The sequence below is a fragment of the Citrobacter sp. Cy070 genome, assembly GCF_030332245.1.
In the GTDB taxonomy this organism is placed as follows: Bacteria; Pseudomonadota; Gammaproteobacteria; order Enterobacterales; family Enterobacteriaceae; genus Citrobacter; species Citrobacter youngae.
In genome coordinates, this window is record NZ_JAOWIG010000089.1 from 119,796 (window position 1) to 142,453 (window position 22,658).

The following is a 22,658-nucleotide window of genomic DNA, read 5'->3' on the forward strand; positions in this document are numbered from 1 at the left end:
CAAGGAGGGAAAATTCGTCGCTATCCTATACCAAAATGCGACAATAGGGTTGGGTTATGAGCAACTTTTTTCATTGATTTTGCTTATACGGCAACGATTGCGTGGCGTAAATAAGCATGACGTAAACGTTAAACTAGCGATAAGAGGAAGGCATGTCCCAGATAGAAGCGGTATTTTTTGACTGCGATGGTACGCTGGTCGATAGTGAAGTGATCTGTTCCCGGGCGTATGTCGCCATGTTCCAGGAGTTTGGTATCAAACTCGATCTCGAAGAGGTGTTTAAACGCTTTAAAGGCGTAAAACTCTACGAAATCATCGATATCATCAACGAAGAGCACGGCGTTACGCTGGCGAAAGCCGATTTAGAGCCCGTTTACCGCGCAGAGGTCGCACGCCTGTTCGACTCGGAACTGGAGGTTATCGCTGGGGCAAATGCTCTGCTGGACAGCATGACAGTGCCAATGTGCGTGGTCTCAAACGGTCCGGTCAGCAAAATGCAGCATTCGCTGGGTAAGCTGGGCATGTTGCACCATTTTCCTGATTTACTGTTCAGCGGCTACGATATCCAACGCTGGAAGCCCGATCCGGCCCTGATGTTCCATGCGGCAAAAGCAATGGACGTTAACGTTGAGAACTGCATTCTGGTTGATGATTCCAGCGCAGGCGCGCAGGCGGGAATTGCCGCCGGGATGGAAGTGTTCTACTTCTGCGCCGATCCGCATAACAAACCGATCGATCATCCAAAAGTCACGACCTTTACCGATCTGGCACAGTTGCCGGAATTGTGGAAGGCGCGGGGTTGGGATATTACCCGGTAATTTTTTGTAGGCCCGGTAAGCTTGCGCCACCGGGCAATTGCCGGATAGCGCTAACGCTTATCCGGCCTACTTTCTACGTTTTTTCACTCTTTAGGATCTTTGCCCGCCAGCAGCTTATCCAGTTCATCGCCGCCCACGTGACGGAAGTCTTGTCCCTTCACGAAATAGAAGATGTATTCGCAGATATTCTGGCAGCGGTCACCGATACGTTCGATGGAACGTGCGCAGAACAGCGCGGTCAGCACACTTGGAATGGTACGCGGGTCTTCCATCATGTAGGTCATCAGCTGGCGCACAATGCCTTCATATTCCTGGTCGACTTTCTTATCTTCGCGATAAATACGTACCGCTTCGTCGAGATCCATACGCGCAAACGCATCCAACACGTCGTGCAGCATCTGCACGGTGTGACGACCCAGCGACTCCAGACTTACCAGCAGCGGCTGATGCTGTTGCGAAAACTTCTCCAGCGCGGTGCGGCAAATTTTGTCCGCCACATCACCAATACGCTCCAGCTCAGCGATAGTTTTGATAATCGCCATCACCAGACGCAGGTCGCTGGCGGTAGGTTGACGCTTGGCGATGATACGCACGCAGGCTTCATCGATCGCCACTTCCATCATGTTGACGTTTTTATCGCCTTCAATGACGCGCTTCGCCAGTTCGCTGTCCTGATTGTGCATGGCGGTAATCGCATCAGAAAGCTGCTGCTCTACCATGCCACCCATGGTCATCACCTGGGTACGGATGCTTTCCAGCTCTGCATTGAACTGGCCGGAAATATGTTTATTAAGGTTAAGGTTATCCACAACAAGCTCCTGAATCAGCCGTAACGACCGGTGATGTAGTCTTCAGTTTGTTTCTTCGCGGGCTTGGTGAACAGATCGTCCGTGTTGCTGAACTCAATCAACTCGCCCAGGTACATAAATGCCGTGTGATCGGAACAACGCGCTGCCTGTTGCATGTTGTGGGTAACGATAACAACGGTGTAATCTTCTTTCAGCTCAGTGATCAGCTCTTCAATACGCCCGGTAGAAATCGGGTCGAGCGCTGAACATGGCTCATCAAGCAGTAGCACTTCCGGGCGAATGGCGATACCACGCGCAATACACAGACGCTGCTGCTGACCACCGGAGAGAGAGTACCCGCTCTGGTGTAATTTATCTTTGGTTTCATTCCACAGTGCGGCCTTGGTCAATGCCCACTGCACACGTTCGTCCATATCCGCACGCGAGAGTTTCTCAAACAAACGTACGCCAAACGCGATGTTGTCGTAGATAGACATTGGGAACGGCGTTGGCTTCTGGAACACCATGCCGACTTTGGCACGCAGCAGCGCGATGTCCTGGGTGTTGGTGAGAATATTGTCACCATCCAGCAGGATTTCACCTTCCGCACGCTGCTCCGGGTACAGTTCAAACATTTTGTTGAAGGTACGCAGCAGCGTCGATTTACCACAGCCTGACGGCCCGATAAACGCCGTGACCTGGTTTTTCGCGATATCCAGGTTGATGTTCTTCAGGGCATGGAATTTGCCATAGTAGAAGTTCAAATCACGAACCTGAATTTTACCCGGGGCAGTATCAACCATACTCATTTCAATCTTTTCCTCATCCGGCGCCGCATCAGCCACGCCGTAAAAATTAACCGTGTTTCTTCTTCGCGAAAATGACACGCGCCAGAATGTTCAGCAGCAGTACGCACAGGGTAATAATCAGTACCCCGGCCCAGGCCAGTTGCTGCCACTCAGCAAACGGGCTCATCGCAAACTTAAAGATCGTGACCGGCAGGTTGGCTATAGGCTGCATCATGTCAGTGCTCCAGAACTGGTTGGAGAGCGACGTAAACAGCAGCGGAGCCGTTTCACCTGCAATACGGGCAATTGCCAGCAGAATACCGGTAATAATGCCCGATACAGACGCCTTCAGGGTGATTGCAGAAATCATCTTCCACTTCGGCGTACCCAGCGCATAGGCGGCTTCACGCAGGCTATCCGGAACCAGTTTGAGCATGTTCTCAGTGGTACGAATAACGATAGGTACCTGCAGCAACGCCAGCGCAATCACGCCCGCCCAGCCGGAGAAATGTTCCATTTTTGCTACCACGATGGTGTAAACGAACAGACCGACCACGATGGATGGCGCAGACAGCAGAATGTCGTTGATAAAGCGAATGACCTCAGCCAGCCAGGACTTACGTCCATACTCAGCCAGGTAGATACCCGCCATAATACCGAGCGGGGTACCAAACACGGTCGCCCACAGAATCAACAGACCGCTACCGGCCAGGGCGTTCGCCAGACCACCACCCGCCGTATTCGGCGGCGGCGTCATTTCGGTGAACAGCGCCAGCGACATACCGTCAATACCACGGGTGATCGTGGACATCAGGATCCAAATGAGCCAGAACAGACCGAACGCCATGGTCGCCATAGAGAGCGTCAGCGCGATGCGGTTCTTCAGGCGACGACGCGCCTGCATTTTACGGCGGGATTCCGCAAGCTGAGCGGTGTTTTGCATTTCAAGCGTAGCCATTAGCGTGCCCCCTCGTTCTTCGCAAGGCGCATGATCATGAACTTAGACGCAGCCAGCACGATGAAGGTGATCACAAACAGAATCAGACCCAGCTCCATCAACGCGGCAACGTGCAGCCCAGATTCCGCTTCGGCAAATTCATTCGCCAGCGCAGAGGTAATACTGTTGCCCGGCATGTACAGCGAGGCACTGTCGAGCTGGTAGGTGTTACCGATGATAAAGGTCACCGCCATGGTTTCACCCAGCGCGCGACCCAGACCCAGCATTACGCCGCCAATGACACCATTTTTAGTGAACGGCAGAACGATACGCCAGATAACTTCCCAGGTAGTACAGCCAATACCGTAGGCTGACTCTTTCATCAGTACCGGCGTTTGTTCGAACACATCACGCATAACTGCCGCAATGTACGGGATGATCATGATGGCGAGGATCACGCCAGCCGCCAGAATACCGATACCAAATGCCGGGCCAGCAAACAGTGCGCCAACAAACGGAATGTTGGAAAGAATATTACCGACCGGCTCCTGGAAATACGTCGCAAACAGCGGGGCAAAGATAAACAGCCCCCACATGCCGTAAACAATACTCGGGATCGCCGCCAGCAGTTCAATAGCGATACCCAGCGGACGTCTCAGCCAGCCAGGTGCAAGTTCCGTCAGGAACAAAGCAATGCCGAAACTCACCGGAACGGCGATCAGCAGTGCGATAAGTGAGGTGACCAGCGTACCGTAAATCGGTACCAGTGCGCCGTAGATATCATTTGGCGCATCCCAGTCTTTGGTCCAAAGGAATGAGAAACCAAATTTCTGGATGCTTGGCCAGGAGGAGATGATCAGAGAGACAATAATGCCACCCAACATCAATAGCACAATCAGCGCAGCCAGTTTTACCAGCGCGCTGAAGATCATGTCACCCTTTTTACCCGGTGGGTTAAAAGCAGGCTTGGTTGCAGCCATAAATCACTCTTTAAGTTTGGGCCAGGAAGCGCGCATTTTATCGTGCTTCCCAGCTAACGTAATGCCATACCCTAAATAATTCGAGTTGCAGCAAGGCGGCAAGCTTGTGACAAATTCGTCAGGAACGAATTTGAACAGCCGGAGGCTGCCTTCGGTGAGGGACAAGGATGTCCCTCATTCATCCCCAGGAGCATAGATTTACTATGTAACTGGAGTGAACAAGCGCAGCCAACACAGCTGCGGCTCGAAGTATGACGGGTATTTAGTACAGCGCTTTACCGCTGCTGTCTTTCACGTTGGTCTTCCATGCAGCACGAATCTGCTCAACCACGCTGTCCGGCAGGCTGGCGTAATCCAGGTCGTTGGCCTGTTTGCCGCCATTTTTGTACGCCCAGTCAAAGAACTTCAGCACTTCAACGCCCTGCTCAGGCTTCTTCTGCTCTTTGTGAACCAGGATGAAGGTGGTGGAAGTGATTGGCCACGCATTGTCACCTTTCTGGTTAGTCAGATCCTGAGCGAAGGTTTTGCTCCAGTCAGCGCCTTTAGCTGCATTAGCAAAGTTTTCTTCTGTCGGGCTTACCGGCTTACCATCAGCAGTAACCAGTTTGGTGTATGCCAGGTTGTTCTGCTTAGCATAAGCGTACTCAACGTAGCCGATAGAGCCTGGCAGACGCTGGACGAACGCAGCGATACCGTCGTTACCTTTACCGCCCAGACCGGTCGGCCAGTTCACAGTAGAGCCTGCGCCAATTTTAGATTTCCACTCTTCGTTCACTTTCGCCAGGTAGCTGGTGAAGACGAAGGAGGTACCGGAACCATCTGCACGACGCACAACGGCAATGTTCTGAGAAGGCAGCTTCAGACCCGGGTTCAGTTTGGTGATGACTTCATCATCCCACTTCTTAATTTTGCCGAGGTAGATATCGCCCAGAGTTTTACCGTCAAGCACCAGCTCTCCGGACTTCAGGCCAGGGATATTCACCGCCAGCACCACACCGCCGATCACTGTCGGGAACTGGAACAGACCTTCCTGAGCCAGCTTCTCGTCAGATAACGGCGCATCAGATGCACCGAAATCAACGGTATTTGCGGTAATTTGTTTTACACCACCGGAGGAGCCGATACCCTGGTAGTTTACTTTGCTACCGGTCTCTTTCTGATAAGTATCAGCCCATTTGGCATACACTGGCGCAGGAAAAGTTGCACCAGCACCTGTCAGGCTCGCTGCAGCAAAGGCAGAGAACGCGCTCATAGATAAGGTCGCGGCGACAACAGTTGCGACAGTGGTACGCATAACTTTCATAATGTCTCCTGCACGGTTTTCGTAAATTGTTGTTTGAGTTGCTACTGTGAGCAAAATAGGACAAACAGGTGACAGTTAAATGTACGAAATATGACAGTTTTATGACAATGAAAAATAATGCGCCAAGAACAATTAAAAATTGTATAAAAACAGCAAGTTAATAGATTATATGACAATCATATTTCGGCAAAATTTTCTTTTTATGACACTGAAAACAGTAGCTGAAGATGACGGTTTGTCACATAAAACAGGCGGGATAATTGATTAAAAACAGAACGCGTTTAAAAAAATGCCCCGCTTTGAGCAGGGCATTTTCAGTTCAGCGAGGTATCGCTTATTCCACGGTAACCGACTTCGCCAGGTTACGCGGCTGGTCCACGTCAGTACCTTTAATCAGCGCCACATGATACGCCAGCAGTTGCAGCGGAACGGTATAGAAGATCGGTGCAATCACCTCTTCCACATGCGGCATCTCGATGATATGCATATTTTCATTACTGATAAATCCTGCATCCTGATCGGCGAAGACGTACAACTGGCCGCCACGGGCACGCACTTCTTCAATGTTGGATTTCAGTTTTTCCAGCAACTCGTTGTTCGGTGCAACCACGATAACCGGCATATCCGCGTCAATCAGCGCCAGCGGACCGTGCTTCAGCTCACCAGCGGCATACGCTTCTGCGTGAATATAAGAAATCTCTTTCAGCTTCAGGGCGCCTTCCAGCGCAATGGGGTACTGATCGCCACGACCAAGGAACAGTGCATGGTGTTTGTCAGAGAAGTCTTCCGCCAGTGCGGCAATACGCTTGTCCTGTGACAGCATCTGCTCAATACGGCTCGGCAGCGCCTGTAACCCGTGAACAATCTCTTGTTCAATAGTCGCATCCAGACCTTTCAGACGAGCCAGCTTCGCCACCAGCATTAGCAGAACAGTCAGTTGGGTGGTAAATGCTTTCGTGGAGGCCACGCCGATTTCGGTCCCGGCATTGGTCATCATCGCCAGGTCAGATTCACGTACCAGAGAAGAGCCTGGAACGTTACAGATTGCCAGCGACCCCAGATAGCCCAGCTCTTTAGATAAGCGCAGACCCGCCAGGGTATCCGCCGTTTCACCGGACTGAGACAGGGTAATCATCAAACTGTTACGACGCACAGCGGATTTGCGATAACGGAACTCAGAAGCAATTTCCACATCACAAGGAATGCCGGCCAGCGACTCAAACCAGTAGCGGGATACCATGCCTGAGTTGTATGACGTGCCGCAGGCAATAATCTGGATATGCTCGACCTGAGACAGCAACGCGTTGGCATTAGGGCCAAGCTCACTTAAATCCACTTCGCCATGACTGATACGCCCGGTCAGCGTATTTTTTATCGCGTTCGGTTGCTCATAGATCTCTTTCTGCATGTAGTGGCGATAAATACCTTTTTCGCCCGCGTCGTATTGCAGATTAGATTCAATATCCTGACGTTTAACTTCCGCGCCTGTCTTGTCAAAAATAGAGACTGAACGACGCGTTACCTCGGCGATATCGCCCTCTTCCAGGAAGATAAAGCGACGGGTTACCGGCAGCAGAGCCAGCTGGTCGGAAGCGATAAAGTTTTCACCCATGCCCAGACCGATAACCAGCGGGCTACCAGAACGCGCCGCCAGCAGAGTTTCCGGATTACGGGTATCCATGATCACTGTGCCGTAGGCACCGCGCAGCTGCGGAATAGTACGCAATACCGCTTCACGCAGTGTACCGCCCTGTTCCAGCTCCCAATGCACCAGGTGAGCAATCACTTCGGTGTCCGTTTCAGACACAAAGATGTAACCACGCGCTTTCAACATTTCACGCAGCGGTTCATGGTTTTCGATGATGCCGTTATGCACCACCACAATGTGCTCAGAAACATGCGGATGCGCGTTTGCTTCTGAAGGTTCGCCGTGTGTTGCCCAGCGGGTGTGAGCGATACCCGTACCACCGTGTAACGGATGTTCTTCCGCAGCAGCAGTCAGCATCTGCACTTTACCCAGACGACGCAGACGGGTCATGTTACCTTCAGCATCAACAACAGCCAGACCGGCTGAGTCATAACCACGATATTCCAGACGACGTAAACCTTCGAGAAGGATTTCAGCTACATCACGCTGCGCGATAGCGCCAACAATTCCACACATATTTTTTGATTCCGAATTTAGGCATTATGCCTGTCGTTGTCGCTGACCTGTATTTGCCCTTTCCGGGCGCCCCGAGCCTTGTAGAGAGTGGGGTTATTTTTATAGGTACTGCTTGTTGAGCGGAGGATTATGTTATCCCCTCATCTCTTGTCTGCCTGATGGCACTCACGCTTATCAGGCCTACAGAACGTCATCGCACGTAGGCCGCCATCCGGCAAAAATCACTTACTTTTTCTTCACCGGGCGCTGCCAACCTTGTTTATGGACCTGCGGTACACGGCTTAATACCAGTTCGTTATCAGCGATATTACGCGTCACTGTGGTTCCAGCGGCGATCGTCGCGCCTTTACCCACGGTGACAGGCGCCACCAGTTGAGTATCCGAACCCACAAACACATCATCACCAATAATGGTTTTAAATTTATTAGCACCATCGTAATTGCAGGTGATCGTCCCCGCGCCGATGTTCACGTTATCGCCAATTTCAGCATCGCCCAGATAGGTCAGATGACCGGCTTTAGAACCTTTACCCAGACGCGCTTTTTTCATTTCGACGAAGTTACCCACGTGTGCGCCTTCCTGCAGCTCAGCGCCCGGACGCAGACGCGCAAAAGGCCCGATAGTACATGCCGCTTCCAGATGGGCATCTTCCACCACGCTGTACGGGCTAAGCTCACAGCCATCGCCAATTACGCTATTTTTGATAATGCAGCCAGTACCAATCTTGACGCGATCGCCAAGGGTTACGTTACCTTCAATGATAACGTTAGTATCAATTTCAACATCGCGCCCGTGAATAAGCGAACCGCGAAGATCAAAACGTGCGGGATCGCGTAACATAACGCCAGCTAACAGCAGTTTCTCTGCTTGTTCGGACTGATAGACACGTTCAAGACGGGATAACTGAAGGCGGTTGTTCACCCCTTCGGTTTCGCTAATACGTGCCGGATGTACCGCAGCAATTTCACGACCTTCCTGGTACGCCATCGCAATGATATCGGTGATGTAATATTCACCCTGCACGTTGTTGTTGGTCAGTTTAGATAACCAGCGCTTCATATCAGCGCCATTGGCAATCAGGATGCCGGTGTTAATTTCCTGGATCTTGCGTTGCTCGTCGGTCGCATCTTTATGCTCAACGATGCCAGTAACGCTGCCGTTATCACGCGTAATGCGCCCATAGCCGGTTGGGTCGTCCAGTTTTACGGTTAATAAGCCAATACCCCCCTGAGGTTTAGCATCGCGCAGGCGGCGTAACGTTTCAGTGGAGATTAACGGCACATCGCCATAGAGCATTAAAATGTCTTCGTCATCACCAAAGAACGGTGCAGCCTGCTGCATAGCATGACCGGTTCCCAACTGCTCTGCCTGCAGAACCCAGTTCAGATTGCCATCTTTCAACGTCTGCTGAAGCAAATCACCACCGTGCCCGTAGACCAGGTGTACATGAGTTGCGCCTAATTCATTAGCGGCATCAATAACATGCTGCACCATCGCTTTTCCTGCGAGAGTGTGCAGCACTTTAGGAAGATCGGAATACATACGTGTACCTTTGCCTGCGGCAAGGATCACGACGCTCATAGCATTATTCAACATACACATCCTGACTGTCATTTGAGAACGAATTTATACCCTTTCATATTGAAAATACTACATTTTTTTCATCATGAAATGGGCCGAAGATAAAACGTTCAATAGGGGAAAATCCCTAACTATTAACTCACTATTTTCGACTATATCGGCGCCTTTTGTCTCCCAAAAACCAGGAGCATGCTCTTATTAAAGCCTTAGGTTAATGTTTTTGCTATTTTTTTACCGCATGAATAAAGAGTTACACATGCAAAGCCCGATTTTATTTATGTGATTCAGTAAGAAACCGAAAATGCGTACGCGAAAATAAAAAGTTGAGGGAGAAGAGGAGGAAGAGAGGATCTATAACAACAAGTGGCGCTGACTGATAAACCATATCAAGCATCGCGCCACAGGACGGGCAGGTAAAAGCTAAAAGCTAAAAGCTCATATTGCTGAACATGGCGATGATTTTATTGAGTAATTTCATGTTGGCATCTCTTTTTATTTGAGTTCATTATGTGATATTCATCACATAAAAAGAGTCTACGCCGCATTTTTTAACCAATCAACTTTTTTTGATCTAAATCACAAAACAGATTTCACTTTAAATGTTTATGCAACAAAACAAAAAAAAGCCAGCCTGGAAACCAGACTGGCTTTTGTGCTTTTCAAGCCGGTGTTACATCGCTTTTTTGGTCAACTCGATAACGCGCAGTTTCGCGATCGCTTTGGCCAGTTCCGCAGATGCCTGAGCGTAATCCACGTCACCATGAGAGCTCTTAATATGCTCTTCAGCCTTACGTTTCGCTTCCAGGGCTCTCGCTTCATCGAGATCCTGCCCGCGAATCGCGGTATCAGCCAGTACGGTCACGTTGCCAGGCTGCACTTCAAGAATGCCGCCGGACAGATAGATAAACTCTTCATGACCGAACTGTTTAACGATGCGGATCATACCAGGCTTAATGGCGGTGAGTAGCGGTGCGTGACCTGGGAAAATACCCAGTTCACCTTCACTACCCGTTACCTGGATTTTTTCGACCAGACCAGAGAACATTTGTTGCTCTGCGCTGACGACGTCCAGGTGGTAAGTCATTGCCATATCACCCTCCGATTAAGGCGTTAAAGTTTTTTGGCTTTTTCTACGGCTTCGTCGATAGAACCAACCATGTAGAACGCCTGCTCTGGCAGGTGGTCGTATTCGCCTTCCATGATGCCTTTAAAGCCACGGATGGTGTCTTTCAGGGAAACGTATTTACCCGGAGAACCGGTGAATACTTCCGCAACGAAGAACGGCTGGGACAGGAAGCGCTGAATTTTACGCGCACGTGCTACCACCAGTTTATCTTCTTCAGACAGTTCATCCATACCCAGGATGGCGATGATGTCTTTCAGTTCCTGATAACGCTGCAGCAGGGACTGTACGCCACGCGCGGTGTCGTAGTGTTCCTGACCAACAACCAGCGGATCCAGCTGACGGCTGGTGGAGTCCAGCGGGTCAACTGCCGGGTAGATACCCAGAGATGCGATCTGACGGCTCAGTACCACGGTTGCATCTAAGTGAGCAAAGGTGGTTGCTGGGGATGGGTCAGTCAAGTCATCCGCAGGTACGTATACCGCCTGAACGGAGGTGATAGAACCGGTTTTGGTAGAAGTGATACGTTCCTGCAGAACACCCATCTCTTCCGCCAGGGTCGGCTGGTAACCTACCGCTGATGGCATACGACCCAGCAGTGCGGATACTTCCGTACCGGCCAGGGTATAACGATAGATGTTATCGACGAACAGCAGTACGTCACGACCTTCGTCACGGAATTTCTCAGCCATGGTCAGACCGGTCAGCGCAACGCGCAGACGGTTTCCCGGCGGCTCGTTCATCTGGCCATAAACCAGGGATACTTTATCCAGAACGTTGGAGTCGGTCATTTCGTGGTAGAAGTCGTTACCCTCACGAGTACGTTCACCTACACCCGCAAACACAGAGTAACCGGAGTGCTCGATCGCGATGTTACGAATAAGCTCCATCATGTTTACGGTTTTACCTACACCCGCACCACCGAACAGACCAACTTTACCGCCCTTAGCGAATGGACACATCAGGTCGATAACTTTGATGCCGGTTTCCAGCAGTTCCTGAGAGCTGGACAGCTCTTCATAGGAAGGTGCTGCGCGGTGAATAGCCCAACGCTCTTCTTCTCCGATATCGCCTTTCATGTCGATCGGGTGACCCAGAACGTTCATGATACGACCCAGCGTTGCTTTACCTACCGGGACTTCGATCGGGTGCTCGAGGTCTTTAACTTCCAGACCACGACGCAGACCGTCGGAAGAACCCATGGCGATGGTACGTACGATACCGCCGCCGAGCTGCTGCTGAACTTCCAGCACCAGGCTCTCTTTACCATTCATAACCTCAAGAGCATCGTACACGCGCGGTACGGCATCCTGAGGGAATTCGACGTCAACCACGGCGCCGATTACCTGGACAATTTTTCCAGTAGCCATCTTGAATCCTCTACGAATTAACCTGGTTATACCGCGGATGCACCACCGACGATTTCGGTGAGTTCCTGAGTAATGCTGGCCTGACGAGCTTTGTTGTATACCAACTGCAGCTCTTTAATCAGGCTGCCGCCATTGTCGGTCGCGGCTTTCATCGCCACCATACGTGCGGCCTGCTCGCTGGCCAGGTTTTCTACCACGCCCTGATAAACCTGAGATTCAACGTAACGACGCAGCAGGGTATCCAGCAGCGGTTTCGGGTCTGGTTCATACAGGTAATCCCAGGCTTTTTGTTTTAACTCTTCATCTTCTGAAGCCGGTAAAGGCAGCAGTTGAGTGAGAGTAGGAACCTGAGACATGGTGTTAATAAATTTGTTGCTGACAACGTACAGTCTGTCCAGACGACCTTCATCATAGGCCTGCAGCATCACTTTAACCGGGCCGATCAGTTCGGACAGGGAAGGGTTATCCCCCATACCGGTTACCTGAGCAACCACGTTACCGCCTACGGAATTAAAGAAAGACACGCCCTTAGAGCCGATCATTGCGATGTCGCACTGAACGCCTTTATCGGACCATGTTTTCATATCCGCCAGCAGCTTTTTGAACAGGTTAATGTTCAAGCCACCGCACAGACCACGGTCGGTCGACACCACCAGGTAGCCCACGCGCTTAACGTCGCGTTCTTCCAGGTAAGGGTGCTTATATTCCAGATTACCATTCGCAAGGTGACCAATCACTTTGCGCATGGTCTCTGCATAAGGACGGCTGGCCGCCATGCGATCCTGCGATTTACGCATTTTGGAAGCGGCGACCATCTCCATCGCTTTAGTGATCTTCTGCGTGTTCTGGACGCTTGCGATCTTACTACGTATCTCTTTTGCGCCGGCCATGAGCTTCTCCTCAATGCCTTGCGGTCCGCCCTAAGACAGACCGCCAGACGTTACCAGGACTGGGTTGCTTTGAAGGAATCGAGGATAGCTTTCAGCTTGCCTTCGATTTCATCGTTATAGCCACCGGACTGGTTAATCTCTTGCATCAGCGGAGCGTGATCACGGTCAACGTAAGCCAGCAGAGCGGCTTCGAAGCTACCGATTTTCGCCAGTTCCACATCTTCGAGGTAACCGCGTTCAGCCGCAAACAGCACCACGCCCTGCTGTGCAACAGACATTGGGGCATACTGTTTCTGCTTCAGCAGTTCAGTTACTTTCTGACCGTGGCTCAGCTGCTTACGCGTAGCTTCGTCAAGGTCGGAAGCGAACTGAGAAAACGCTGCCAGTTCACGATACTGTGCCAGCGCGGTACGGATACCACCGGACAGTTTCTTGATGATCTTGGTCTGCGCTGCGCCACCTACACGGGATACGGAGATACCCGGGTTAACTGCCGGACGAATACCGGAGTTGAACAGGTTGGTTTCCAGGAAGATCTGACCATCGGTAATGGAAATTACGTTGGTCGGAACGAACGCGGAAACGTCACCCGCCTGGGTTTCGATAATCGGCAGAGCGGTCAGGGAGCCAGTTTTACCTTTAACTTCACCATTGGTGAATTTCTCAACGTATTCCGCGTTAACGCGGGAAGCACGTTCAAGCAGACGGGAGTGGAGGTAAAATACGTCGCCCGGGAATGCTTCACGTCCTGGTGGACGACGGAGCAGCAGGGAAACCTGACGGTAAGCAACAGCCTGTTTGGACAGGTCATCATAAACGATCAGTGCATCTTCACCGCGGTCACGGAAGTATTCGCCCATTGCGCAACCAGCATAAGGTGCCAGATATTGCAGTGCAGCAGATTCAGACGCGGTCGCCACAACAACGATGGTGTTGGACAGTGCGCCGTGTTCTTCCAGTTTACGAACCACGTTAGAAATGGTGGACGCTTTCTGGCCGATAGCCACGTACACACATTTGATGCCGGAGTCACGCTGGTTGATGATGGCATCGATTGCCATCGCGGTTTTACCGGTCTGACGGTCACCGATGATCAACTCACGCTGACCACGACCGATTGGGATCATGGCATCAACGGATTTATAACCGGTCTGTACCGGCTGATCTACGGACTGACGTTCGATTACGCCTGGTGCGATAACTTCGATTGGCGAGAAGCCATCGTTATCAACCGGACCTTTACCGTCAATTGGGGAACCCAGAGTGTTCACCACACGACCCAGCAGGCCACGGCCAACCGGAACTTCCAGAATACGACCAGTACACTTAACCTTCATGCCTTCGGCGAGGTCAGCGTATGGACCCATCACAACTGCACCTACGGAGTCGCGCTCCAGGTTCAGTGCGATAGCATAACGGTTACCCGGCAGAGAGATCATTTCCCCCTGCATACAGTCAGCAAGACCGTGGATGCGGATAACACCGTCACTTACAGAAACAATAGTACCTTCGTTGTGAGCTTCACTCACAACACTGAACTGAGCAATGCGCTGCTTGATCAGTTCGCTGATTTCGGTGGAATTCAGTTGCATGCTCCAGTCCCCTTAAGACTGCAAGACGTCTGCAAGGCGCTCAAGACGGCCGCGTACGCTGCCATCAATGACCATATCACCCGCACGGATGATTACGCCTGCCATTACAGACTTATCGATTTTGCAATTCAGCTTAACTTTGCGTGACAGACGTTTTTCCATCGCTGCACTAATCTTCGTAAGCTGTTCATCACTCAGTGCATTGGCAGAAGTGACTTCTACCTCAGAGATAGCCTCACTGGCTGCACGCAGGTGAATAAACTGCTCAAGAACATCCGGGAGCGCATTAAGACGGTTATTTTCAGCCATTACCTTAATCAGGTTCTGGCCATTTTCGTCCAACTGCTCACCGCAGATTGCGATAAACGACTCAGCGAGCGTTTCCGGCGCCAGCGCGCCAGAGAGAAGCTCTGCCATTTGTTCGTTCTTCGTCACCTCAGCGGCAAACGTCAGCATATCCTGCCAACGGTCAACGCTTTGGTGCTCAACGGCAAAGTCAAAAGCTGCTTTGGCGTAGGGGCGAGCTACCGTAATAAATTCAGACATCAGCCCCTCCCTCCTTACAGTTCAGCGACAAGTTTGTCCACGATGTCGCTGTTAGCAGCTTCATCCACGGAACGTTCGATGATCTTCTCGGCGCCAGCAACAGCCAGGACAGCAACTTGCTTACGCAGCTCTTCGCGAGCACGTTTACGCTCGGCGTCAATTTCCGCCTGCGCTTGTGCCACGATTTTAGTACGTTCCTGCTCTGCTTCAGTTTTAGCTTCGTCCAGGATCTGAGCGCGGCGTTTGTTTGCCTGCTCGATAATTACCTGAGCTTCCGCCTTCGCTTTTTTCAGCTGGTCAGTCGCGCTGGCCTTTGCAAGGTCAAGATCCTTATGTGCTCGTTCAGCAGAAGCAAGACCGTCAGCAATTTCTTTTTGACGTTTTTCGATGGCTGCCATTAATGGCGGCCATACGTACTTCATGCAGAACAGAACGAACAGGACAAACGCGATGGCCTGGCCGAGGATTGTTGCGTTAAGATTCACAGCACAATGCCTCTATCTAGTTAACGTTCTGATATTGCTCTTAATTCAAGCAACGCTTACTACGCGACAGCGAACATCACGTACAGACCCAGACCTACAGCGATCATCGGGATAGCATCCACCAGACCCATAACGATAAAGAACTGAGTACGCAGCAGAGGAATCAGATCAGGTTGACGCGCTGCGCCTTCCAGGAATTTACCCCCGAGGATGCCGATACCGATCGCAGCACCGATTGCCGCCAGACCCATCATCACAGCGGCAGCCATGTACAGCAGATCCATATTCAGGTTTTCCATGACAGTCTCCAGTTTGTTTCAGTTAAAACGTAGTAGTGTTGGTAAATTAATGCTCTTCAGACGCCATCGACAGATAGACAATCGTCAGAACCATGAAGATGAAGGCTTGCAGCGTGATAATCAGTATGTGGAAAATGGCCCACGGCACATTCAGAATCCACTGTGACCACCACGGCAACAGACCAGCAATCAGAATGAAAATCAGCTCACCAGCGTACATGTTGCCGAACAGTCGCAGACCAAGAGAAACTGGTTTGGACAGCAGGCTTACCCCTTCAAGGATTAAGTTGACAGGAATGAACGCCCAGTGATTGAACGGCTGCAGCGTCAACTCTTTCGCGAAGCCGCCGATGCCTTTCATTTTGATGCTGTAGAACAGAATCAGGATAAACACGCCCAGCGCCATCGACAGGGTGATGTTTACGTCCGCAGACGGAACCACGCGCAGCGCCGGCAGGCCCAGTATATGCTCAGCAATATACGGCAGCAGGTCGATTGGCAGTAAATCCATCAGGTTCATCAGGAAGACCCAAACGAAGATCGTCAGGGCAAGCGGTGCGATAACCTTGCTTTTGCCATGGTACATGTCTTTGACACTGCCATGAACAAAGCCGATTACCAGCTCAATCGCGGTCTGAAATTTCCCTGGTACGCCGCTGGTTGCCTTTTTAGCAACGCTACGGAACATAAGCAGGAACAACAGACCCAGCACCACCGAGAAGAACATGGAGTCAATATTGAGCGTCCAGAAGGTGGCTGGGGGGTTATGCGGATCTACCAGCGAGAAAGTACGCAGGTCCAACTGAAGGTTATTCAGATGGTGCCCTATGTATTCCTGCGGCGTCATATTTTCAGAAGCCATGATGCCTTTTACCCTTTGTTGTTAATTACAGCCGGTGCCAGTATCTGAACCACCAGCACCAAAACCCACGTAACGATCAGCGGTAAGAACACCGCCTTCAAAACCGCCAACGCCACCACAAGCAAAACCAGCATAGCTAACACCTTGAAGGCTTCGCCGAAAGCGAACGTCCAGGCCACTCGGCCCTTTGCTGGTGTATGTGCCTGGTGACGCCAGGCAAATATCATAAACAACATATTAGGCAGTAACACTGCCAATCCCCCGCACAATGCGGAGATGCCCCAGAAAGGGTCTTTGAGGCTAAACAGCAATCCACTTGCTATTACCGCCAGAAGCTGTGTGAGCAAAAGCTTACGAGCAACGTTTCGACTCAAGAGCGACATAGACATCACGTTTTTACTCCTGCTCCCTTCGAGGTATGCCGCGTGTCGTATAAAACGTTCTTTATGGCTTAGAGTCAAGCATCAAAAAGCGGTCAAATTATACGGTGCGGCTTCGTGATTTCAAACAATAAGTAGCTAAAAAGTGAATAAATGTTTAAATATTTTTCTCCAGGCCACATTTATTACTTTTCGGCAAACTGTGAACGATCATGCAAAACTGCAAAAGCCGCGTAAACACTGGCTGCAAAGCGTGCACCAGATCACATATTAAGCATATTCGCCCCTGCACTATTTATTTACTTGGCAAATGATGCCATTTCAACTTTTTGATATTTAAGCCTAAAATCCGTTACTGTTTTAAAAATAGCGAATAACAACAAAAAAACCACCCATTGACATTTATAATAAAAAATTAACACAAGCGGTGATTCTTTGATTCTATTTTTAGCAGGCTGATATTTTCACAGTTGACTTGTTTCACTTTTAACAAAAAACGGTACGTTATAGTTATGATGCAAAACCGTAAGACATTAGTGAAATGTAACGACATTTAACCACACTATTCCCTATGACTTTTAACACCTGAAGAGCCGTTTTTTTTCTATTTTTTTTGATAAAAATTAAATTTTGTTTGGCTTAATAACCACCAAATGACGCTCACCATCCAGTTGTGGAACCCGTAATTTTACAACTGATTCGACGCTGAACGCCGCAGGCAATGTGGCGATCTCATCTTCCGGTAATTGCCCTTTTAAAGCATAAAAACGCCCGTTTTGACCAGGTAAATGGTGGCACCAGCTCAGCATGTCGTTAAGAGACGCAAAAGCACGACTTATCACGCCATCAAAAGGTGGCTCGGAAGGGAATTCTTCTACCCTGCTTTGCACTGGAGTGATGTTATCCAGTTTAAGTTCATGTTGTACCTGACGCAGAAAACGTACGCGTTTTCCCAGACTATCCAGCAGAGTAAAATGCGCCTCAGGACGCACGATAGAAAGAGGAATTCCTGGTAAGCCCGGTCCCGTGCCGACATCAATAAAACGCTCGCCTTGCAGATGGGGGGCGACAACAATGCTGTCCAGAATATGGCGCACCAGCATTTCGTTGGGATCCCGCACCGATGTCAGGTTGTACGCTTTATTCCATTTGTGCAGCATATCGACATACGCAATCAGCTGATTTTTCTGGTGATCGGTAAGAGAAATACCAGCATCAGCCAGCAGACGAGAGAGTTTGTTGAGCACGGTCGTTACCTGTTAATAATCAATGACCCGATAAGCTATAGCGTATCGGGTCGACAAATTTGCAGGGCGGACAAGCGAAGCGCCCCCGCCCAAATAGTGTGATTAAGCGCTACGGCGCAGCATACCTTGTTTTTTCAGCCAAACCAGCAGAATGGAGATGGCGGCAGGCGTGACACCTGAAATGCGCGATGCCTGGCCGATTGATACCGGTTTGTGATCGTTCAGCTTGGCAATAACTTCATTCGACAAACCGGAAACCTGACGATAATCCAGAGTCGCAGGCAGCAACGTATTCTCGTTACGCTGTTGTCTTTCGATTTCATCCTGCTGACGGGCAATATAACCTTCGTACTTAACCTGAATTTCAACCTGTTCAGCCGCCTGAGGATCATCAAGCGCGGGTGCAAATACAGACAATGACGTCAGCTGTGCATAGGTCATGTCCGGACGACGCAGCAGATCTTCACCACTGGCCTCGCGTGACAGAGGCGTAGCCAGGTGAGCATTCACTTCTGCTGCAGATTCGGCAAGCGGGTTCACCCAGGTAGATTTCAGACGCTGGCGTTCTTGTTCGATGCGTTCCAGTTTTTCATTGAAGCGCGCCCAGCGTTCATCCCCCACCAGACCCAGTTCACGACCAATTTCGGTCAGACGGAGATCGGCGTTATCTTCGCGCAGCATCAAACGGTATTCTGCACGCGAAGTAAACATGCGGTACGGTTCTTTGGTGCCCAGCGTACACAGGTCATCCACCAGCACACCAAGATAGGCCTGAGAACGCGCAGGTGCCCACCCCTCTTTGTCAGCGGACAAGCGTGCGGCGTTCAGACCCGCCAGCAAACCTTGCGCAGCGGCTTCTTCGTAACCGGTTGTACCGTTAATCTGACCAGCAAAGAACAGACCTTGAATGAACTTACTTTCCAGGGTTGGCTTCAGATCGCGTGGATCGAAGAAATCATACTCAATAGCATAGCCAGGACGGACAATTTTGGCATTTTCCATCCCCTGCATGGAGCGGACAATTTGCATCTGCACGTCAAACGGCAGGCTGGTGGAAATACCGTTCGGGTAAATTTCGTTAGACGTCAGTCCTTCCGGTTCAAGGAAGATCTGGTGCTGGTTACGATCGGCAAAGCGCATCACTTTGTCTTCGATCGACGGGCAGTAACGTGGGCCGATACCTTCGATCACGCCAGCATACATCGGGCTACGATCGAGGTTATTACGGATCACATCATGGGTTTTCTCGTTAGTATGCGTGATGTAGCACGGCATCTGGCGCGGATGTTGAGAAACATCGCCAAGGAACGAAAAGACCGGCATTGGGTTATCGCTGTTTTGCTGGCCAAGTACGCTGAAATCGATGGTACGCGCATCTATACGCGGCGGTGTGCCGGTTTTCAGACGGCTAACGCGCAGCGGTAGCTCACGCAGGCGACGTGACAGTGGGATAGACGGCGGATCGCCAGCACGGCCACCGCTGTAGTTGTCCAAACCAATGTGAATTTTCCCGTCGAGGAAAGTCCCTACGGTTAATACAACCGCTTTGGCACGGAACTTCAGACCCATCTGAGTCACTGCACCGACAACACGATCGTTTTCAACAATCAGATCTTCAACCGCTTGCTGGAAGATCATCAGATTCGGCTGGTTCTCCAACGCAGTACGTACAGCCTGACGATAGAGCACGCGATCCGCCTGAGCACGGGTGGCGCGAACTGCCGGGCCTTTGCTGGCGTTTAGTATTCTAAACTGGATACCAGCATGGTCAATTGCGGTTGCCATCAGGCCGCCAAGTGCATCCACTTCTTTTACCAGGTGTCCCTTCCCAATGCCGCCAATCGCCGGGTTACAGCTCATCTGTCCCAGAGTGTCGATATTGTGTGTCAACAGCAGGGTCTGTTGACCCATTCGCGCCGCGGCCATTGCAGCCTCGGTGCCTGCATGACCCCCGCCAATGATGATGACGTCAAAAGGATCCTGATAAAACATGGTAATTGCCTCGCATAACGCGGTGTGAAAATGGATTGAAGCCCGGGCCGTGGATTCTACTCAACTTTAGTCGATGGAGAAAGACCTCGGATCCTGGGTATTAAAAAGAAGATCTTTTTATTTAGAGATCTGTTTTATTGTGATCTCTTATTAGGATCGCAACTATCTGTGGATAAGGGCGATCCTTTGAATAAGATCAACGGGTTGTTGAGGATCATTAGCTGTGAATGATCGGTGATCCTGGTCCGTATAAGCTGGGATCAGAATGAAGGGTTATACACAACTCAAAAACTGAACAACAGTTATTCTTTGGATAACTACCGGTTGATCCAAGCTTTTAACCAGAGTTATCCACATAAAAAAGTACGATCTTTACAAATCTCTGAGCAATGGATGCCAGGATCCCAGCCAAATCTCTGCCGGATCTTCCGGTATCTCATGTTCCAGTACGTTGATCCTGAGCGTTTCACCGATCTGTTTCGCCCCGCAGGCCTTCAGTTCAGCTTCCAGCTTGTCAATCGCACCGCAGAACGTGTCATATTCGCGGCTACCAATGCCGATGGCACCAAAGCGTACCTGCGAAAGATCCGGTTTCTGCTCACGCAATGCGTCATATAAAGGTTGCAGGTTATCCGGAATGTCTCCCGCACCGTGCGTTGAGCTGATAACCAGCCAAACCCCTTGAGTCGGAACCTCGTCGAGCATCGGTCCATGCAGTATTTCGCTGGAAAAACCGGCGTCATCCAGCTTTTCTGCCAGATGTTCTGCTACATATTCCGCACTGCCAAGCGTGCTGCCGCTGATAAGAGTGATATCTGCCATTGATCGCTACCTCGATGAAGAGGCAGCATTGTACGCTGTGAGCGAGTTGGGATCTACCTGTGGAAAAATAGGGGATTAAAAAAAGCGATCAGGGCTTGATGGTACGCATGATCGGGTTCTGCAAGACGATCAAGGTTTCAGTGGACTGAATTTCATCAATTGTTTGGATCTTGTTGATAAGTACCTGTTGCAGGGCATCGATAGATTTACACATTACCTTAATAAAGATGCTGTAGTGCCCGGTGGTGTAATACGCCTCGGTCACTTCATCGAGACTTTCCAGTCTGGCCAGCGCTGACGGATAGTCTTTTGCACTTTTCAGGATAATGCCGATAAAGCAGCCGACGTCATAACCCAGTTGTTTTGGACTGACATCAATTCGCGCGCCGGTAATAATCCCAGCCTGCTTCATCTTTTCTACACGAACGTGAATTGTCCCCGGGCTGACGCCGAACTGTTTAGCTAATTCAGCGTAGGCGGTACGGGCATTTTCCATCAGGGCGTCAAGAATGCCGCGGTCCAGATTGTCGATCTGATAATTTTCCATAGGTTTTTCTTATGTAGATTAATGATTCACTCTATTTTAGACGTTATTTTTAACGAATCAAAATTGAAGTCGGCTTTTTGTTTGTGGATTATTGAATATTACCTCCATTCTGTTGCTTAATCATAGGCAACAGGACACAGGAGTACACATAATGAAAACCGCTTACATTGCCAAACAACGTCAAATTAGCTTCGTAAAATCTCATTTTTCTCGCCAGCTGGAAGAGCGTTTAGGTCTGATCGAAGTTCAGGCACCGATCCTCAGCCGCGTAGGAGATGGCACGCAGGATAACTTGTCGGGCAGTGAAAAAGCGGTGCAGGTGAAGGTTAAAGCATTGCCGGACGCTCAATTCGAAGTGGTTCATTCCCTGGCGAAGTGGAAGCGTCAAACGTTAGGACAACACGACTTTAGCGCAGGCGAAGGGCTGTACACGCACATGAAGGCCCTGCGTCCCGATGAAGATCGCCTCTCCCCGCTGCACTCAGTGTATGTTGATCAGTGGGACTGGGAGCGCGTGATGGGCGACGGTGAGCGTCAATTTTCCACTCTGAAAAGCACGGTAGAGGCTATCTGGGCGGGAATTAAGGCCACCGAAGCTGCGGTAAGCAAAGAATTTGGTCTGGCACCGTTCCTGCCAGAGCAGATCCACTTTGTGCATAGCCAGGAGCTGTTATCTCGTTATCCGGATCTTGACGCAAAAGGTCGTGAACGTGCGATCGCAAAAGAGCTGGGCGCGGTGTTCCTGGTCGGGATCGGCGGCAAACTTAGTGACGGCCACCGTCATGACGTTCGTGCTCCGGATTATGATGACTGGAGTTCAGCGTCCGAACTGGGTCATGCCGGTTTGAACGGTGATATTCTGGTCTGGAACCCGGTACTGGAAGATGCGTTTGAACTGTCTTCTATGGGGATCCGCGTGGATGCCGATGCGCTGAAACACCAACTTGCTCTGACCGGAGATGAAGATCGCCTGAGTCTGGAGTGGCACCAGGCACTGCTGCGCGGTGAAATGCCGCAGACCATTGGTGGCGGTATTGGGCAGTCACGCCTGACGATGCTGCTGCTGCAGTTGCCGCACATTGGCCAGGTTCAGTGCGGTGTGTGGCCTGCACAGGTCCGTGAAAGCGTCGCATCTCTGCTGTAA

At 50.6% G+C, this 22,658-nt stretch carries 22 protein-coding genes; 2 read left to right on the forward strand and 20 right to left on the reverse strand.

The annotated features are described in order from the left end of the window. Positions 1-152: 152 nt before the first annotated feature. Positions 153-818 (forward strand): 6-phosphogluconate phosphatase, encoded by a 666-nt coding sequence (yieH, locus tag OGY19_RS20420; protein WP_061066897.1) that lies wholly within the window; start codon positions 153-155, stop codon positions 816-818. An 83-nt stretch (positions 819-901) separates the two neighbouring features. Here yieH and phoU read toward each other — a convergent pair whose 3' ends face one another. The 20 genes from phoU to asnC all read right to left on the reverse strand — a co-directional run bounded on the left by phoU (position 902) and on the right by asnC (position 21,514). Further along, entirely contained in the window at positions 902-1,627 is a 726-nt protein-coding gene (gene phoU / locus OGY19_RS20425; RefSeq protein WP_003023824.1) for a phosphate signaling complex protein PhoU, read from the reverse strand. A gap of 14 nt (positions 1,628-1,641) precedes the next feature. Then, on the reverse strand, positions 1,642-2,415 hold the full coding sequence (gene pstB / locus OGY19_RS20430; protein ID WP_003023821.1) for a phosphate ABC transporter ATP-binding protein PstB: 774 nt from the start codon (positions 2,413-2,415) through the stop codon (positions 1,642-1,644). Positions 2,416-2,461: 46 nt separating this feature from the next. Next, a complete protein-coding gene (pstA, locus tag OGY19_RS20435; protein WP_101742132.1) occupies positions 2,462-3,352 on the reverse strand; it encodes a phosphate ABC transporter permease PstA in 891 nt (296 codons plus the stop codon). After that, complete coding sequence (pstC, locus tag OGY19_RS20440) at positions 3,352-4,311, reverse strand: phosphate ABC transporter permease PstC (protein WP_048213782.1); 960 nt, start codon at positions 4,309-4,311, stop codon at positions 3,352-3,354. The genes pstA and pstC overlap by 1 nt, the downstream gene beginning before the upstream one ends. A gap of 262 nt (positions 4,312-4,573) precedes the next feature. Continuing rightward, the gene (gene pstS, locus OGY19_RS20445; RefSeq protein WP_115601255.1) at positions 4,574-5,614 is read right to left on the reverse strand and encodes a phosphate ABC transporter substrate-binding protein PstS; all 1,041 of its coding nucleotides are present in this window, start codon (positions 5,612-5,614) and stop codon (positions 4,574-4,576) included. Positions 5,615-5,948: 334 nt separating this feature from the next. Continuing rightward, positions 5,949-7,778, reverse strand: coding sequence for a glutamine--fructose-6-phosphate transaminase (isomerizing) (glmS, locus tag OGY19_RS20450; protein ID WP_061066898.1), 1,830 nt, complete (start codon positions 7,776-7,778; stop codon positions 5,949-5,951). A gap of 225 nt (positions 7,779-8,003) precedes the next feature. Then, the gene (gene glmU, locus OGY19_RS20455; protein WP_048213785.1) at positions 8,004-9,374 is read right to left on the reverse strand and encodes a bifunctional UDP-N-acetylglucosamine diphosphorylase/glucosamine-1-phosphate N-acetyltransferase GlmU; all 1,371 of its coding nucleotides are present in this window, start codon (positions 9,372-9,374) and stop codon (positions 8,004-8,006) included. Positions 9,375-10,029: 655 nt separating this feature from the next. Continuing rightward, positions 10,030-10,449, reverse strand: a complete 420-nt coding sequence (locus tag OGY19_RS20460; RefSeq protein ID WP_005121460.1) for a F0F1 ATP synthase subunit epsilon — start codon at positions 10,447-10,449, stop codon at positions 10,030-10,032. Between the two features lie 20 nt (positions 10,450-10,469). Then, on the reverse strand, positions 10,470-11,852 hold the full coding sequence (gene atpD / locus OGY19_RS20465) for a F0F1 ATP synthase subunit beta (RefSeq protein ID WP_003023806.1): 1,383 nt from the start codon (positions 11,850-11,852) through the stop codon (positions 10,470-10,472). Between the two features lie 26 nt (positions 11,853-11,878). Then, on the reverse strand, positions 11,879-12,742 hold the full coding sequence (gene atpG / locus OGY19_RS20470; protein WP_005121458.1) for a F0F1 ATP synthase subunit gamma: 864 nt from the start codon (positions 12,740-12,742) through the stop codon (positions 11,879-11,881). 50 nt (positions 12,743-12,792) lie between these two features. Continuing rightward, positions 12,793-14,334: a F0F1 ATP synthase subunit alpha gene (gene atpA / locus OGY19_RS20475; protein ID WP_003827026.1), complete on the reverse strand. Its 1,542-nt coding sequence runs from the start codon at positions 14,332-14,334 to the stop codon at positions 12,793-12,795. Positions 14,335-14,346: 12 nt separating this feature from the next. Continuing rightward, complete coding sequence (gene atpH, locus OGY19_RS20480) at positions 14,347-14,880, reverse strand: F0F1 ATP synthase subunit delta (RefSeq protein ID WP_048213786.1); 534 nt, start codon at positions 14,878-14,880, stop codon at positions 14,347-14,349. A gap of 14 nt (positions 14,881-14,894) precedes the next feature. Then, the gene (gene atpF / locus OGY19_RS20485) at positions 14,895-15,365 is read right to left on the reverse strand and encodes a F0F1 ATP synthase subunit B (protein WP_040232304.1); all 471 of its coding nucleotides are present in this window, start codon (positions 15,363-15,365) and stop codon (positions 14,895-14,897) included. 59 nt (positions 15,366-15,424) lie between these two features. After that, the gene (gene atpE / locus OGY19_RS20490; protein ID WP_000429386.1) at positions 15,425-15,664 is read right to left on the reverse strand and encodes a F0F1 ATP synthase subunit C; all 240 of its coding nucleotides are present in this window, start codon (positions 15,662-15,664) and stop codon (positions 15,425-15,427) included. Between the two features lie 46 nt (positions 15,665-15,710). Then, entirely contained in the window at positions 15,711-16,526 is an 816-nt protein-coding gene (gene atpB, locus OGY19_RS20495) for a F0F1 ATP synthase subunit A (protein WP_005121454.1), read from the reverse strand. A gap of 8 nt (positions 16,527-16,534) precedes the next feature. Continuing rightward, positions 16,535-16,915, reverse strand: coding sequence for a F0F1 ATP synthase subunit I (atpI, locus tag OGY19_RS20500; RefSeq protein WP_048213787.1), 381 nt, complete (start codon positions 16,913-16,915; stop codon positions 16,535-16,537). A gap of 614 nt (positions 16,916-17,529) precedes the next feature. Then, the gene (gene rsmG, locus OGY19_RS20505) at positions 17,530-18,153 is read right to left on the reverse strand and encodes a 16S rRNA (guanine(527)-N(7))-methyltransferase RsmG (protein ID WP_048213788.1); all 624 of its coding nucleotides are present in this window, start codon (positions 18,151-18,153) and stop codon (positions 17,530-17,532) included. Positions 18,154-18,255: 102 nt separating this feature from the next. After that, entirely contained in the window at positions 18,256-20,145 is a 1,890-nt protein-coding gene (mnmG, locus tag OGY19_RS20510; protein WP_061066899.1) for a tRNA uridine-5-carboxymethylaminomethyl(34) synthesis enzyme MnmG, read from the reverse strand. Positions 20,146-20,517: 372 nt separating this feature from the next. Further along, the gene (gene mioC / locus OGY19_RS20515; protein WP_048213790.1) at positions 20,518-20,967 is read right to left on the reverse strand and encodes an FMN-binding protein MioC; all 450 of its coding nucleotides are present in this window, start codon (positions 20,965-20,967) and stop codon (positions 20,518-20,520) included. 88 nt (positions 20,968-21,055) lie between these two features. Further along, complete coding sequence (gene asnC / locus OGY19_RS20520) at positions 21,056-21,514, reverse strand: transcriptional regulator AsnC (protein ID WP_003023780.1); 459 nt, start codon at positions 21,512-21,514, stop codon at positions 21,056-21,058. 151 nt (positions 21,515-21,665) lie between these two features. Here asnC and asnA point away from each other — a divergent pair, with 151 nt between their 5' ends. After that, the gene (asnA, locus tag OGY19_RS20525) at positions 21,666-22,658 is read left to right on the forward strand and encodes an aspartate--ammonia ligase (RefSeq protein WP_115601254.1); all 993 of its coding nucleotides are present in this window, start codon (positions 21,666-21,668) and stop codon (positions 22,656-22,658) included.

Bases quoted from the DNA above. Each gene is read 5' to 3' on its own strand.
- OGY19_RS20460 (WP_005121460.1), bottom strand. From the start codon at position 10,449: ATGGCAATGACTTACCACCTGGACGTCGTCAGCGCAGAGCAACAAATG.
- asnC (WP_003023780.1), bottom strand. From the start codon at position 21,514: ATGGAAAATTATCAGATCGACAATCTGGACCGCGGCATTCTTGACGCC.
- atpE (WP_000429386.1), bottom strand. From the start codon at position 15,664: ATGGAAAACCTGAATATGGATCTGCTGTACATGGCTGCCGCTGTGATG.
- pstC (WP_048213782.1), bottom strand. From the start codon at position 4,311: ATGGCTGCAACCAAGCCTGCTTTTAACCCACCGGGTAAAAAGGGTGAC.
- atpD (WP_003023806.1), bottom strand. From the start codon at position 11,852: ATGGCTACTGGAAAAATTGTCCAGGTAATCGGCGCCGTGGTTGACGTC.
- pstA (WP_101742132.1), bottom strand. From the start codon at position 3,352: ATGGCTACGCTTGAAATGCAAAACACCGCTCAGCTTGCGGAATCCCGC.
- atpB (WP_005121454.1), bottom strand. From the start codon at position 16,526: ATGGCTTCTGAAAATATGACGCCGCAGGAATACATAGGGCACCATCTG.
- glmS (WP_061066898.1), bottom strand. From the start codon at position 7,778: ATGTGTGGAATTGTTGGCGCTATCGCGCAGCGTGATGTAGCTGAAATC.
- yieH (WP_061066897.1), top strand. From the start codon at position 153: ATGTCCCAGATAGAAGCGGTATTTTTTGACTGCGATGGTACGCTGGTC.
- atpH (WP_048213786.1), bottom strand. From the start codon at position 14,880: ATGTCTGAATTTATTACGGTAGCTCGCCCCTACGCCAAAGCAGCTTTT.
- pstS (WP_115601255.1), bottom strand. From the start codon at position 5,614: ATGAAAGTTATGCGTACCACTGTCGCAACTGTTGTCGCCGCGACCTTA.
- atpA (WP_003827026.1), bottom strand. From the start codon at position 14,334: ATGCAACTGAATTCCACCGAAATCAGCGAACTGATCAAGCAGCGCATT.
- asnA (WP_115601254.1), top strand. From the start codon at position 21,666: ATGAAAACCGCTTACATTGCCAAACAACGTCAAATTAGCTTCGTAAAA.
- atpG (WP_005121458.1), bottom strand. From the start codon at position 12,742: ATGGCCGGCGCAAAAGAGATACGTAGTAAGATCGCAAGCGTCCAGAAC.
- mioC (WP_048213790.1), bottom strand. From the start codon at position 20,967: ATGGCAGATATCACTCTTATCAGCGGCAGCACGCTTGGCAGTGCGGAA.
- mnmG (WP_061066899.1), bottom strand. From the start codon at position 20,145: ATGTTTTATCAGGATCCTTTTGACGTCATCATCATTGGCGGGGGTCAT.
- glmU (WP_048213785.1), bottom strand. From the start codon at position 9,374: ATGTTGAATAATGCTATGAGCGTCGTGATCCTTGCCGCAGGCAAAGGT.
- atpI (WP_048213787.1), bottom strand. From the start codon at position 16,915: ATGTCTATGTCGCTCTTGAGTCGAAACGTTGCTCGTAAGCTTTTGCTC.
- pstB (WP_003023821.1), bottom strand. From the start codon at position 2,415: ATGAGTATGGTTGATACTGCCCCGGGTAAAATTCAGGTTCGTGATTTG.